Annotated in this window: 11 protein-coding genes; 8 read left to right on the forward strand and 3 right to left on the reverse strand. The window is 67.5% G+C overall.

Annotation, left to right across the window (positions count from 1 at the left end; genetic code table 11):
* Positions 1 to 127: 127 nt before the first annotated feature.
* The 6 genes from B9N97_RS34135 to B9N97_RS34160 all read left to right on the forward strand — a co-directional run bounded on the left by B9N97_RS34135 (position 128) and on the right by B9N97_RS34160 (position 8,374).
* On the forward strand, positions 128 to 1,585 hold the full coding sequence (locus B9N97_RS34135) for a sensor histidine kinase (protein WP_244561079.1): 1,458 nt from the start codon (positions 128 to 130) through the stop codon (positions 1,583 to 1,585).
* Positions 1,575 to 2,024 (forward strand): response regulator, encoded by a 450-nt coding sequence (locus tag B9N97_RS34140; protein ID WP_208621359.1) that lies wholly within the window; start codon positions 1,575 to 1,577, stop codon positions 2,022 to 2,024. Before B9N97_RS34135 ends, B9N97_RS34140 begins: the two co-directional genes overlap by 11 nt.
* Positions 2,021 to 3,052, forward strand: coding sequence for a sensor histidine kinase (locus B9N97_RS34145; RefSeq protein ID WP_085092249.1), 1,032 nt, complete (start codon positions 2,021 to 2,023; stop codon positions 3,050 to 3,052). Before B9N97_RS34140 ends, B9N97_RS34145 begins: the two co-directional genes overlap by 4 nt.
* Positions 3,053 to 3,297: 245 nt before the next feature.
* Complete coding sequence (locus B9N97_RS34150) at positions 3,298 to 4,044, forward strand: TetR/AcrR family transcriptional regulator (protein WP_085092250.1); 747 nt, start codon at positions 3,298 to 3,300, stop codon at positions 4,042 to 4,044.
* 6 nt (positions 4,045 to 4,050) lie between these two features.
* Positions 4,051 to 5,286 (forward strand): efflux RND transporter periplasmic adaptor subunit, encoded by a 1,236-nt coding sequence (locus tag B9N97_RS34155; protein WP_244561080.1) that lies wholly within the window; start codon positions 4,051 to 4,053, stop codon positions 5,284 to 5,286.
* Between the two features lie 10 nt (positions 5,287 to 5,296).
* Positions 5,297 to 8,374, forward strand: a complete 3,078-nt coding sequence (locus B9N97_RS34160; protein WP_085092251.1) for a multidrug efflux RND transporter permease subunit — start codon at positions 5,297 to 5,299, stop codon at positions 8,372 to 8,374.
* 88 nt (positions 8,375 to 8,462) lie between these two features.
* On the opposite strand, the gene B9N97_RS34165 is transcribed toward B9N97_RS34160, so the two are convergent.
* The 3 genes from B9N97_RS34165 to B9N97_RS34175 all read right to left on the reverse strand — a co-directional run bounded on the left by B9N97_RS34165 (position 8,463) and on the right by B9N97_RS34175 (position 9,376).
* Entirely contained in the window at positions 8,463 to 8,816 is a 354-nt protein-coding gene (locus tag B9N97_RS34165; RefSeq protein WP_085092252.1) for an HVO_A0114 family putative DNA-binding protein, read from the reverse strand.
* The gene (locus B9N97_RS34170) at positions 8,813 to 9,106 is read right to left on the reverse strand and encodes a toxin-antitoxin system TumE family protein (RefSeq protein ID WP_085092375.1); all 294 of its coding nucleotides are present in this window, start codon (positions 9,104 to 9,106) and stop codon (positions 8,813 to 8,815) included. Before B9N97_RS34170 ends, B9N97_RS34165 begins: the two co-directional genes overlap by 4 nt.
* Positions 9,107 to 9,187: 81 nt before the next feature.
* Positions 9,188 to 9,376 (reverse strand): hypothetical protein, encoded by a 189-nt coding sequence (locus B9N97_RS34175; protein WP_085092253.1) that lies wholly within the window; start codon positions 9,374 to 9,376, stop codon positions 9,188 to 9,190.
* Positions 9,377 to 9,731: 355 nt separating this feature from the next.
* Here B9N97_RS34175 and B9N97_RS34180 point away from each other — a divergent pair, with 355 nt between their 5' ends.
* Together B9N97_RS34180 and B9N97_RS34185 are read left to right on the forward strand one after the other, a co-directional pair.
* On the forward strand, positions 9,732 to 10,577 hold the full coding sequence (locus B9N97_RS34180) for a phosphate/phosphite/phosphonate ABC transporter substrate-binding protein (protein ID WP_085092254.1): 846 nt from the start codon (positions 9,732 to 9,734) through the stop codon (positions 10,575 to 10,577).
* The gene (locus B9N97_RS34185; protein ID WP_085092255.1) at positions 10,574 to 13,309 is read left to right on the forward strand and encodes a hybrid sensor histidine kinase/response regulator; all 2,736 of its coding nucleotides are present in this window, start codon (positions 10,574 to 10,576) and stop codon (positions 13,307 to 13,309) included. The genes B9N97_RS34180 and B9N97_RS34185 overlap by 4 nt, the downstream gene beginning before the upstream one ends.
* Positions 13,310 to 13,364: the final 55 nt, after the last annotated feature.

Below are 13,364 nucleotides of genomic sequence, written 5' to 3' on the forward strand. Positions count from 1 at the left end.
GCTGCCGGATGATGCTGCCAATTGCCAACCCCACTGCGGCTTGGTAGAGGCTCTTACCCATCCCCGCACCGGCCGGCGATCCGCGATGCAAAAGTCCAGAAGCACCGTCACCCGTCGGACCCTTCTGATGCTGCTCGCGGCTGCTTTCGCGTTGCTGGCGATCATCGTGATGTCGGGGTGGCTGGCGGACAGCACGCAGCAATACTCCCGCTCCGTCGGCCGGATGACCGCCCTGCGGGTCGCCGCCGGAACCCTCCTCAGCCAGTTGCAGGACGCCGAGATCGGACAACGCGGCTACCTCCTCACCGAGGACCGCCAATATCTCAGGCCTTATGAGGCCGCCATCGCGGCGGTGGACACCACGATCGACCGACTGCGCGACCTTGCCGATGGAGATGCCGACGAGTTGCGCATCGTCGACCATCTCGTCGGCCTTGCCGCCGCCAAGAGGGAGGAACTGGCGGAGACCATCGATCTGATGAAGGCCGGACGCCCCGACGAGTCCCTGGCCATCGTGCGCACCGGCCGCGGCATGCGATTGATGGACGATGCCCGGCGTTCGCTCGCCGACCTGATCACCCCCGCCGATGCGCAGCTCGACACCCAACTCCGCGCCCTGACCGGGCAGGCCAGGATATCGGGCTGGGTGGCGAACCTGGGCGGCCTGTTCATCCTGCTGGTCGTCGGCGGCGCCGTGTGGATCGCGTTCAGCTACACGCGCGACCTCATGCAGGCGCAGCGTGCAATCCAGGCCCTCAACGATTCGCTGGAGCAGCGCGTGTCCGAACGCACCATGGAGCTGCAACGGGCCAACGCCGAAATCCAGCGCTTCGCCTACATCGTCAGCCATGACCTGCGCGCGCCGCTGGTGAATGTGATGGGGTTCACCAGCGAATTCGAGGCGGGACTGGCAAGCGTGGCCGCCGACCTCGTCCGCCGGCCGGCAAACAGCGACGACGCCACCGCGGCGGAAGCGCGGCGGGCGGTGACCGAGGACATGCCGGAGGCCATCGGCTTCATCCGCGCATCGACGACCAGGATGGACCGGCTGATCAACGCCATCCTCGCCTTGTCACGCCAAGGCAGCCGGATGCTGACCCCCGAACCGGTTTCCATGCAGGCCCTTCTGGAAAACGCCGTCGCCAGCTTCCGCCACCGGGCCGGCGAACTGCGCTGCACCATCGACATCGCCGGTCCGTTGCCATCCCTCGTCTCCGACCGCCTCGCCCTGGAACAGGTGTTCGGCAACCTGCTCGACAACGCGATCAAGTATCTCGACCCGGCCCGGACCGGCCGGATCACCATCCGCGGATATCCCGAGGCGGACCGGCTGATCTTCGAGGTCGCGGACAACGGCCGCGGGATCGCGGCACAGGATCACGAGCGCATCTTCGAGCTGTTCCGCCGCTCCGGCGTGCAGGACCGTCCCGGCGAGGGGATCGGTCTGGCCTATGTCCGGACACTCGTCCGTCGCCTGTACGGCGAGGTCACCGTCGACTCGGTTCCTGGACAGGGCAGCGTCTTTCGCATAAGCCTTCCTGACATCCTCCCCCTGCCCTCGGAGAAGTCCGCCCATGATGCGTGACCCCCAGACGGTGAGCATCGTCATGATCGAGGACGACGAGGGGCACGCCCGGCTGATCGAAAAGAACATCCGGCGGGCCGGCGTGACCAACGAGATCGTGCCCTTCACCGACGGCACCAGCGCGCTCGCCCATCTGTTCGGACCGGACGGCAGCGGGCAGGCCAGCATGGGCCGGGCGCTTCTCATCCTCCTGGACTTGAACCTGCCGGACATGACGGGTGTCGACATCCTGTCCAGGCTCAAGGCCAACCCCCATACCAAGCGTTTTCCGGTCGTGGTGCTGACCACCACCGATGACCGGCAGGAAATCCAGCGCTGCTACGACATCGGGGCCAACGTCTACATCACCAAGCCGGTGAATTACGAAAGCTTCGCCACCGCGATCCGGCAGCTTGGGCTGTTCTTTTCCGTCATCCAGATCCCCGAGGCGGAGGTATGACCGACCCGGCCGTCCGCATCCTCTACATCGACGACGACGCTGCCATGGCGCGGCTGGTGCAACGGAGGCTGGAGCGGCGGGGCTACGCCGTGGAGTGGGCAAAGGACGGCCAGGAGGGGTTGGAGCGGCTGGAGCGGGGCGGCATCACGGTGGTCGGGCTGGATCACGAAATGCCGGGGGCGACCGGCTTGGACATCCTGCCAACCCTGCTCGCCCGCGAAAATGCGCCGCCGGTCGTCTACGTCACCGGCGCCGGCGACACGCGGGTGGCCGTCGCCGCGCTGAAGGCCGGCGCGGACGACTATGTCCCCAAGGAAGCCGGCGATGGGTTCTTCGACCTGCTGGCGGCGGCCATCGAACATGCCCTTGAGAAGGCCTGTCTGCGCCGGGAACGGGAACGGGCGGAACAGGAGGTGCGCGCGGCGCGGGACCGGGCGGAACTGCTGCTGCGGGAGGTCAACCATCGCGTCGCCAACAGTCTGGCCCTGGTGGCGGCCCTCGTCCGGATGCAGAGGACGGGATTGTCCGATTCCACGGCCCGCACCGCCCTGGAGGAGACCCAGGCACGCATCACGGCGATCGCCGGCATTCACCGCAGCCTCTACACCTCCGACGACGTGGTTTCCGTCCGGTTCGACACCTATCTGGAAACGCTTCTCGCGGAAATGCACACCGCCATGGCCTTGCGGCGCCCCGACAGCTTCATCGTCGTCGCCGATCCGGTTTCCGTGCCGACGGACAAGGCAGTGTCCCTCGCGGTGATCGTGACTGAACTGGTCACGAACGCCTGCAAATACGCTTACCCCGATGGCCGGAGCGGCAGCATCCGTGTCCGGGCCATGACCGCCGACGGGCAACTGTCGGTGAGCGTGGAGGATGACGGGGTCGGCTTTTCCGAAAACCACACCCCCCAGGGAACCGGCCTCGGCACCCGCATCGTCCAGGCGATGGCGAGCAGCCTGGGAGCACTGCTGCATCACGACCGCCAGCATCCCGGCACCCGGGTGACGCTGAAGATGCCGCTGTAGCCGCTGTAATCGGTCCCCGCCCCGCCGGTGCGGCGATGTCGCGGCGTTGAGTCCATCGCGGCGCGAACCGGCCGAGCTTTCCTCCACGCCGCAAGGCTCTCCGGCCGTCCTTGTCAGGGGCCGGGCAGGAGACCCGCGCTGGTCCTACCAAACCCCATGGACAGAATGCCGCACCCAAGCTATACCTCCGCCGACAAAGGTGAGTAAGTACTCACTTATCACAAGCGATTGATTCAAAGCCCCTGATGGCCCCACGCCTCGACAGCAGCGCCCGCAAGCGGGCGATCCTCGACGCCGCCTTGCCGCTGTTCGCGCGCAAGGGCTTCGCCGCGACCACCACACGGGAGATCGCGCAGGCCGCCGGCGTGTCGGAGGCGCTGATCTTCAAGCATTTCCCGTCCAAGGCCTCGCTGTACGAGGCGATCTTCCTCAGTTGCATCGACGGCGACCCGGAATATGAGCGGCTGGTCGCGCTGCCGCCGGGCACCGGCACGCTGGTGCAGATGATCCAGGGGCTGGTGAACTACTTCGTGATCGAGCTGCCGGCCGATCCGAACGAACGCGCCCGCCACCGCCTGTCGATCATCAGCCTGCTGGAGGACGGCGAGTTCATGCGACAGGTGTTCGAAGGCATCCGCAGCCGCTTTCTGCCCTGCTTCGCCGCCTCCGTCGAAGCCGCCATCGCCGGCGGCGATCTGGTGCCGGGACCAGTCGATGCGGAGAACGGCTTCTGGCTCGCCGAGCATCTGTGCGAGATGATGGCGACCGTCTGCCTGTCCGGCGGGGCCATCGTCCCCTATCCTTGCGGCCGTCCCGACCTCGCGCGCCAGACCATCTGGTTCATCCTGCGCGGGCTCGGGCTTCGCGACGCCACCATCGCCGCGCATGAGCGGGGCGGACGCTTTCCCTTCGTGCCGTCCCAACCGCCACCGGAATCGCCGGCAATTGGCGGACCAAACAATGACGACCCCACACCCGAGAGACCGGAGTAGCCGATCGTGACCCTGGACCATTCGCCAAAGACCGAGACGTCATTCGGGCACCCGGCGTCCGAGCCGGGCCGCGGGACGCCTCCCCCTCCCCCGCCCCGCAAACCGGTGACGCGCGGGCGGCTGACGTTCCGCATCGTCATCATGCTGGTGATCCTTGGGTTGCTGGGGGCCGCGCTGTACGGCTTCAACAGCTTCCGCGCCAAGGCCATCGCCGACTTCTTCGCCAACAACAAGCCGCCGCCCACCCCGGTGGCGCTGGCGGAGGCGACGGTGCAGACCGTGCCGAAATACCTGTCCGCCATCGGCACGCTGCAGGCGGCGCGTCAGGTCACGGTGGCCCCCGAGGTCGCCGGCCGAGTCGACCGCATCCCCTTCGAGTCGGGCGCCCGCGTCAAGGCCGGCGATCCGCTGGTGCAGCTGAACGACGCCACCGAGCAGGCCGACCTGCTGGCCCAGCGCGCCCAGGCGCGTCTGGCGGAGCTGAACCTGGAACGCTACCGCGACCTGCGCCGCAGCCAGGCCACGCCCCAGAGCAACGTCGACCAGTATCAGGCGCAGCTCGACGAGATCAACGCCAACATGAAGCGCACGAGCGCCCTGATCGGCCAGAAGCTGATCAAGGCCCCGTTCGACGGCGACCTGGGCATCCGGCAGGTGAATGTCGGCGATTACGTCAATCCCGGCGCCACCATCGTCACGCTGACCGACCTGTCGCAGCTCTATATCAACTTCACCCTGCCGGAGCAGGCCTTCCCCAAGCTGTCGGTCGGCCAGGACGTGCTGATCAACGTCGATGCCCTGCCGGGCCGCGATTTCGGGGCGAAGATCACCACCATCGAGCCGCAGGTCAGCGCCGACACCCGGGCGGTCAAGGTGCAGGCGACCATGGACAATCGCGAACGCCAGCTGCGGCCCGGCATGTTCGCCAATGTCCGCGTCGTCCTGCCGCCGCAGCCCAACACCCTGACCGTGCCGGAAACCGCGGTGGACTACACCGTCTACGGCGATTCCGTGTTCGTGGCGTCGTCGCAGAAGACCCCTGACGGCAAGGAGCAGCTGGTGGTGGAACGCAAGGCGGTGAAGACCGGCGACCGTCTGGCCAACCGGGTGGAGATCCGCAGCGGCATCAACCCCGGCGACCGCGTCGTGGTGTCGGGCCAGCTGAAGCTCGCCAACGGCGCCGCCGTCGTCCCGGCCGAGAGCAACCCGCTGACCCCGCCGCAGTCCCTGCCGCAGAACTGAGGCCGACGCCATGGGCAATTTCACCGACATCTTCATCCGCCGGCCCATCCTGTCCGTCGTGGTCAGCCTGCTGATCCTGCTGGTCGGGGCCCGCGCGATGCTGGAGCTGCCGATCCGGCAGTATCCGCAGCTGCAGAACACGGTCATCACCGTCACCACCAGCTATCCCGGCGCCTCGCCCGAACTGATGCAGGGTTTCATCGCCACGCCGATCGAACAGGCGGTGTCCTCGGCCGAGGGGCTCGACTACCTGACTTCCTCCTCCACCCAGGGGCAGAGCATCGTCACCGCCTATGTCCGGCTGAACTTCGATCCCAACGTCGCGATGACCGACGTGATGGCGAAGGTCAACCAGGTCAAGTACCAGCTCCCGCGCGAGGCCAACGACCCGGTCATCCTGAAATCGACCGGCGAGACGACCTCGATCCTCTATATGGGCTTCTCCAGCCCCGACCTGTCGGGGGCGGCGATCTCCGACTATCTGACCCGCGTCGTGCAGCCGGTGCTGTCCACGGTGGACGGCGTGGCGCGCGCCCAGATCCTGGGCGGCCAGACTTTCGCCATGCGGCTGTGGCTGGACCCGGTCAAGATGGCGGCGCGCGGCATCTCGCCCGCCGACGTGTCGGCCGCGGTAACGGCCAACAACTACCAGTCGGCGCCCGGCCAGACCAAGGGCGTCTTCGTCATCTCCAACGTCACCGCCAACACCGGGCTGACCGACGTCGAGCAGTTCCGCGAGATGGTGGTGAAGGCGAAGGACGGGGCGCTGGTGCGCATGCGCGACATCGCCACAGTCGAACTCAGCTCCCGCAGCTTCGACGCCAGCGTGGCGATGAACGGGCAGCAGGCGATCTTCATCGGCGTCGACGCCACCCCCACCGGCAACCCGCTGAACATCGTCGCCGACATCCGCAAGATGGAGCCGGACCTGCGGCGCAACCTGCCGCCGGGCATGAAGATGGAGATCGTCTATGACAGCACACGCTTCATCCAGGCCTCCATCGACGAGGTGGTGAAGACGCTGCTCGAAGCGGTGGCCATCGTCATCGTCGTCATCTTCCTGTTCCTCGGGTCCCTCCGGTCGGTGCTGATCCCGGTGGTCACCATCCCGCTGTCCATCATCGGCGCCGCCACCTTCATGCTGGCGCTGGGCTTCTCGCTGAACCTGCTGACGCTGCTGGCGATGGTGCTCGCCATCGGCCTCGTGGTGGACGACGCCATCGTGGTGGTGGAGAACATCCACCGGCATATCGAGCACGGAAAATCGGCGGTCGCCGCGGCGCTGATCGGCGCACGGGAGATCGTCGGGCCGGTCATCTCCATGACCATCACGCTGGCGGCGGTCTATGCGCCCATCGGCCTGCTGGGCGGCCTGACCGGTGCGCTGTTCCGCGAGTTCGCCTTCACGCTCGCCGCGGCGGTGATCGTGTCGGGCGTCGTGGCGCTGACGCTGTCGCCGATGATGTGCTCGGTCATCCTCAAGGAGGGCGGGTCCCAGGGGCGCTTCGCCGCCTTCCTCGACCGCCAGTTCGAGAAGCTGGCGAACTGGTACGAGCGGCGTCTGCACGGCACGCTGGATTACCGGGCGGCCACGCTGCTGTTCGCGGTCGGCATCCTGGCCAGCGTCGGCTATCTGTTCGCCAACACCATGTCGGAACTGGCGCCGGAAGAGGACCAGGGCATCCTGTTCGGCATATCCAAGGCGCCGCAATACGCCAACCTCGACTATATCGACAGCTTCGGGAAGCAGATCGACGAGACCTTCGCCAGCTTTCCGGAGACCGACACCCGCTTCGTCCTGACCGGCATTCCCACCCTGAACCAAGGCTTCGCCGGCATGATCCTGAAGCCGTGGGACGAGCGCGGGCGGTCGGCCAAGGAACTGCAGCCGCTGGCCCAGGCGGAACTGAGCAAGGTGACGGGCATCAACGTGTTCCTGGTGTCGCCCCCCGCCCTGCCCGGTTCCACCGGCGGCCTGCCGGTGCAGATGGTGATCTCCAGCCCCGGCGATTACCGGACGATCTACGACGCCATCGAGCGGATCAAGGACGCCGCCACCAAGAGCGGCATGTTCATCATCACCGACAGCGACCTGCAATATGACAGCCCGGTCGTCCGGCTGAAGATCGACCGCGCCAAGGCGGCCGACCTCGGCCTGACCATGCAGTCGGTGTCGAGCACGCTGTCGGTGCTGGTCGGCGGCAACTACGTCAACCGCTTCAACCTGAACGGCCGCTCCTACGAGGTCATCCCGCAGGTGCCGCGGGCCGACCGCCTGACGCCGGAATCGTTGACCGGCTATTACGTCACCTCAGGTTCCGGCGCCCAGATCCCGCTGTCCACCGTGGTGTCGGTGGAAACGGCGGTGGAGCCCAACGCGCTGAACAAGTACAACCAGCTGCCGTCGGCCACCTTCTCCGCCGTGCCGATGCCGGGCGTCTCCATGGGCCAGGTCGTCGATTTCCTGGAGGAGCAGGCGCGCATCAACCTGCCGGCCGGCTTCAATCACGCCTACCTGTCGGAATCGCGGCAGTTCGTGACGGAGGGCAGCCAGCTGATGGTCACCTTCGCCTTCGCGCTGATCGTGATCTATCTGGTTCTGGCCGCCCAGTTCGAATCCCTGCGCGACCCGCTGGTGATCCTGGTGTCGGTGCCGATGTCGATCTGCGGCGCGCTGCTGCCGCTGTTCTTCGGTCTCGCCACCATGAACATCTACACCCAGGTCGGTCTGGTGACGCTGATCGGCCTGATCTCCAAACACGGCATCCTGCTGGTGGAGTTCGCCCGCGAGATGCAGCTGAACGAGGGCGTGGACCGCCGCACCGCGATCGAGCACGCGGCCCGCGTCCGCCTGCGCCCGATCCTGATGACCACCGCGGCGATGGTGGTCGGCCTGCTGCCGCTGCTGACCGCGGCGGGTGCCGGTGCCGCCAGCCGCTTCTCCATCGGCCTGGTCATCGTGGCCGGCATGCTGATCGGCACGCTGTTCACGCTGTTCGTCCTGCCGGCGGTCTACACCCTGCTGGCCAAGGACCACTATGCCGCCTCGCGCTCCACCCGCGCGGAGGAGCTGCGCAGCATGACCTGACGCCCCGTCGGGAACCGCAAGACGAAGCAGGCCCCTCCCGACCGGGAGGGGCCTGTTTTCGTTTCGGGATCACAGTCGGTTGCGATCATTACAGCGCGATCCGCGTCTGAATCCCGTCATACTCGGCGCGCAGGTCGCCGTCTTCGCTCCGTTCGATCAGTCCGGCTTCCGTCAGCGCCTGGACGTCGGCATGGACGTTGCTGTAATCGCGCTTCAACGCCATCGCCAGAGCCCGCACGCTCACGGTCGGCTGCCGGTGAAGATGGCGCAGGAGTTCCAGGCGCTTTCCCGTCAGCGTCCGCGCCAGGGTTTCCCAGTCCGCGAAGTTGATGGAGCTTTCAGGCTCGACGGTTTCGCCGCGCTCGACGCGATGCACAGCGTCCGCAACCTCCGCCGCGATATCCCGCAGGCTCTGACCGACTGTGATCTTCAGATCCGTCATAGCGGTTCTCCCCTCAAGGTCCCGATATCCGCCAGAAAGTCTCCCAGCAGCGTTTCGATGTCGGTGAAGCGGTACGGCACCTCGTCATTGACAATGTGCTTGTGGTCGCCCTTACCACGCTCATTATCGTACGCAACGAGACGCTCGCCGTTGCGCCCATAATATAGGCTGTACTTGAAGCGGTGTTCGCTCGGGGGCACCGGCTCAGTCACCAGCCACACCCGAATCTGCACGATGGCACCGTCAGGCAGCACCATTTTGCGGTCGCGCAGAAGTTTGGCTTTGGTCATGACGGGATCATGGCATCCCCGCTCTATGGTTTCAATCACCATATGGTTACATAGGCCATGCTTTTGCAGAGGTCTCACGTCTCACCCCGCCAGTTCCGCCGGCACCGGCAGGTCCTCGCCCTCTTCGCGGCGGAGCATCCAGACCAGCCAGCGTTCCGTGTGGATCAGCAGGCGCCGGGTTTCGATGCTGTCGCAGCCGCGGCTGTGGTCGCGCAGCAGGCGGATGGCGCGGCAGATGGCGGACTGCGGGTCGAGGGCTCGTTCCGGCACGGTGATTCCTTGGGGCGCTGTGGGGACACCCGACACATAACGGACCACCCCGCAACCAAAGCGTGATCTTTCTTGGACGCCCGCCGAATCCTTCCTCGCCCCCGTTTCAAAGTTGCGCAAGGCCGGCAGAATGATGCGAACAGGAATGGTCAAAGTTCCACGGGCTTTTCGGATCGCGCGAAACCGGCCGCGACGTGCGCGAAACGGGCCTCCCTGCGCGCTCTTGTCCCTACCTGTGGCATTTATCGAATGTTATATCTTTCGTCCTACATCCTGGCTGGGCCGTCGCCGTCACGAATGCTGTCCGTTCATGCGCCGGCATTTCACGCCTGCACAACGTAGGGATCCGAAACCCATGACAAAGCGTCTGTTGGCCGGTCTTGCCGTGCTCTGTTCCGCCCTGCTGTGCGGGCTGGCGACTTCCGCTACGGCCCTGGCGGCGGAGCAGGCGTTCCGCATCGGTATCGCCCCGCACACCAGCGCCCGCGTCATCATCGAACAGTACCAGCCCGTCCGCCGCGCGGTGGAGGCGGCGCTGGGCCGGTCGGTGGAGATCGTGACGGCCCCCGACTTCACCGCCTTCGCCCGCCGGGCGATGGATCAGGACTACGACATCGCCGTCACCACCGGCCATCAGGCGGAGATGCTGCGCAAGGACGCCGGCTATCTGCCGCTGCTGACCTACAAGGCCGACTTCCGCGCCGTGGTGGTGACTTCGGCCAAGGGTCCGTACCAGACGGCGGCGTCGCTTGCCGGCACCACCGTCCTGGGGCTCAGCCCGTCCTCGCTGGTGACGCTGTGGGGCCAGCATTGGCTTGCCGGCCAAAAGCTGCCCGGCATCCAGATCCGCTATGTCAGCGCCGCCGACAGCGTGGCCCAGCTGATCCTGGCCGGCGATGCGTCGGCCGGCTTCATGTCGCTGGCCAACCGCGCCAAGCTGGCGCCGGAGGTGCAGGCCCAGCTGTCCACCATCGCCGAGAGCCGCCCGATGGCCGGCCGCGTCTATATGCTGAACAACAGGCAGGCGGCCCTGGCCGAGCCACTGCGCAAGGCCCTGTTCGCCTTCGGCGAGACGGCGGAGGGCAAGGCCTATTTCGACGCCAACCAGTTGGGCGGCTACCGTGCGGTCACCGATGAGGAGTTGGAGGCGATGGAGCCGCTGTCCGACGAGGTCCGGAGCGTCCTGAAGGCCGGGAAATGATCCTGACCCGTCTGGCACCCTGGAAGACCCTGCGCGGGCGCATGCTGGTCGCCGCCATGGCGGTCGAGGCGATCATGCTGACCCTGCTGGTCGCCAACAGCGTACGCCTGCTCTATGGCAGCCTCGCCGAACAGGCAAGGCTGCATGCGGGGCAGGTGGCGCCGGTGCTGAACGCCGCGCTGGTGGCGCCGCTGGCCCAGCGCGACTATGCGACGCTGCAGGCGGTGCTGGACGAAAGCCGCTCCACCGGCGGGGTTATCTATCTCGCCGTCAGCGACAGCAACGGCCGGCTTGTGGCGACCAGCGGCTGGCCGCAGGACCGCGCGCTGCCCGATCCGGACCCGGCCCTGACGCTGGACGCCAAGGACGGCGTCGCCCGCTACGACGTGGCGGTGCCGGTGTCGCTGGCCGGGCAGAAGCTGGGCGCGGTGCAGTTCGGTCTCGACCTGCTGCACATCGTCGAGGCGCGGCGCGACCTGCTGACCCAGGGCATCGCCATCGCCCTGTCGGAGATCCTGCTGTCGGCCGGGCTCTTGACCCTGCTTGGCCTGTGGCTGACCCGCCATCTGGCGGCGCTGGCGCGGGCCAGCGAACGGGTGGCCGCCGGCGACTACAGCCCGCCGGCCCTGGCGGAGGGCGACGACGACATCGGCCGGCTGGGTGCCGCCTTCAACACCATGTCCCACGCCATCAAGGAACGTGTCGACCAGCTGACCGTCGCCCTGGACGAGCAGGAGGCGCTGGCCCGCGACGTGGAGCAGGAACGTGCCCGCCTGTCGGCGCTGCTGTCGGCGATGGATTTCGGCGTGCTGTTCGTCGGCGGCGACGGTCGCATCGCCTATGCCAACCCGGCCTTCTCCGCCCTTTTCACGATTGCCGAGGCACCGGTCGGCCACCGGCTGGACGAGACGCTGGCCAATGCCGGCAACGCCCCGCTCGACACCGACTACACTCTGCTGTCGGCGGTGGACGGCGACGAGCGGCGCGAAATGACGCTGACCGACGGGCGCATCGTCAGCTGGCACAATGTGCCGGTGCGCAACGCCGCAGGGTCCGCCATCGGCAAGCTGTGGCTGTGCATCGACGTGACAGAGCCGCGGCAGGCGGCCGAGCAATTGCTTCAGGCCAAGGAGAAGGCGGAGGCGGCCAGCCGGTCGAAGACCGAGTTCCTGGCGACCGTTAGCCACGAGCTGCGTACCCCGATGAACGGCGTGCTGGGCAACCTGACCCTGCTGGCCGACGCCGCGCTGCCGACGGAGGAGAAGCGGCTGGCCGACGTCGCCCGCCGCTCGGCCGAGACCTTGCTGCGGCTGCTGGACGACATCCTCGACCTGTCGAAGCTGGAGGCCCGCCGCATCGACCTGGAGGAGGCGGACTGCGCCCTGCCCCAGCTGATCGACGGCGTGCTGGAGGTTCTGCGCCCGAATGCCACCGACAAGGGGCTGGAGCTGTCGGCCCGGCTGATGCCGTCGGTGCCGGAGGTGATCGTCACCGATCCGGCCCGCCTGCGCCAGATCCTGTTCAATCTGGTCGGCAACGCGGTGAAGTTCACCGAGGAGGGCCATGTCGCCGTGCGGGTGCGCCGGCTGGACCGCGCGCCCGCCGATCTCATCGCGTACGGCCGTCCCGATTCCTTCCTGCTGGAATTCGAGGTCGAGGACACCGGCATCGGCATCGCGCCGGGTTCGGTGCCGACCCTGTTCGACCGCTTCACCCAGGCCGACAGCTCCATCACCCGGCGCTATGGCGGCACCGGCCTTGGGCTGGCGATCTGCCGCGACCTCTGCCTGCTGATGGGCGGCAGCATCGCGGTGGACACCGCCCCCGGCCGCGGCAGCGTCTTCCGCTTCACCGTCGTCGCCCGTCCCGGCGACCCGTCGGCCCTGCGCCGCATCGAACCCGGCCACGGCACCAGCGTCGGCGAGGCGGCGCGCGCCGCGGCCTTGCCGCCGCTGCGCGTTCTGGCGGTCGACGACATCGAGGTCAACCGCGACATCGTCCGCGGCATCCTGGAGCGCGCCGGCCACAGCGTGGCGCTGGCCGCCAGCGGCGGGGAGGCGGTGCGCATGGTGCGCGACCAGCCGTTCGACCTCGTGCTGATGGACATCCAGATGCCGGGCATGGACGGTTTGACCGCCACCCGCCGCGTCCGCGAACTGCCCGGCCCGACGGGCAACGTCCCCATCCTGGCGCTGACCGCCCATGCGTCGGGCAGCTCGCGGCCGGAATGCCTGTCGGCGGGGATGAACGGTTTCGTCACCAAGCCCTTGCGCCCCGCCCTGCTCTTTGCCGAAATGGCATCGGTGCTGGGCAACGGCATTGCTGCCGGCGCGGCCGTGTCCGCCGCACCCGCATCCGACGCTCCGGAGCCCGCCATGACGGATTTGCCTGCCATTCCCGATGCCGACCTGCTGGATGAGGAGCAGGTGTCCCTGCTGCTGGAGGTGCTGACGGCGGACGACTGGACCGCCTCCGTCGCCGGCTTCACCGACAACGGGCAGAAGACCATCGACAGCATGGTCGCCCAGGCCCGCGCCGGGGAACCGCACAACCGCACCGCCCATACGCTGAAGGGCACCTCGCTGAATCTCGGCGCCGCCGCCCTCGGCCACCTGGCGAGGGAGCTGGAACATGCCCCCGCCTCGGTGGTTCTGGAGCAGGAGGACCGGTTGCGCGACCTGCTCGACCGCTCCCTTGCCGCACTCCGCACCCGCAGGCCGCTAAACGTCTGAACGGATAGGCGGCGGCCGGACAGTCACCAACAGGCAGCCGCTCCCTCCACATTCG

Source organism: Azospirillum oryzae (assembly GCF_900177515.1).
Taxonomy (GTDB): domain Bacteria; phylum Pseudomonadota; class Alphaproteobacteria; order Azospirillales; family Azospirillaceae; genus Azospirillum; species Azospirillum oryzae_A.

Coding starts and splice junctions, on each gene's coding strand:
- B9N97_RS34135 (WP_244561079.1), top strand. CDS start 128: ATGCTGCTCGCGGCTGCTTTCGCGTTGCTGGCGATCATCGTGATGTCG.
- B9N97_RS34140 (WP_208621359.1), top strand. CDS start 1,575: ATGATGCGTGACCCCCAGACGGTGAGCATCGTCATGATCGAGGACGAC.
- B9N97_RS34145 (WP_085092249.1), top strand. CDS start 2,021: ATGACCGACCCGGCCGTCCGCATCCTCTACATCGACGACGACGCTGCC.
- B9N97_RS34150 (WP_085092250.1), top strand. CDS start 3,298: ATGGCCCCACGCCTCGACAGCAGCGCCCGCAAGCGGGCGATCCTCGAC.
- B9N97_RS34160 (WP_085092251.1), top strand. CDS start 5,297: ATGGGCAATTTCACCGACATCTTCATCCGCCGGCCCATCCTGTCCGTC.
- B9N97_RS34165 (WP_085092252.1), bottom strand. CDS start 8,816: ATGACGGATCTGAAGATCACAGTCGGTCAGAGCCTGCGGGATATCGCG.
- B9N97_RS34170 (WP_085092375.1), bottom strand. CDS start 9,106: ATGACCAAAGCCAAACTTCTGCGCGACCGCAAAATGGTGCTGCCTGAC.
- B9N97_RS34180 (WP_085092254.1), top strand. CDS start 9,732: ATGACAAAGCGTCTGTTGGCCGGTCTTGCCGTGCTCTGTTCCGCCCTG.
- B9N97_RS34185 (WP_085092255.1), top strand. CDS start 10,574: ATGATCCTGACCCGTCTGGCACCCTGGAAGACCCTGCGCGGGCGCATG.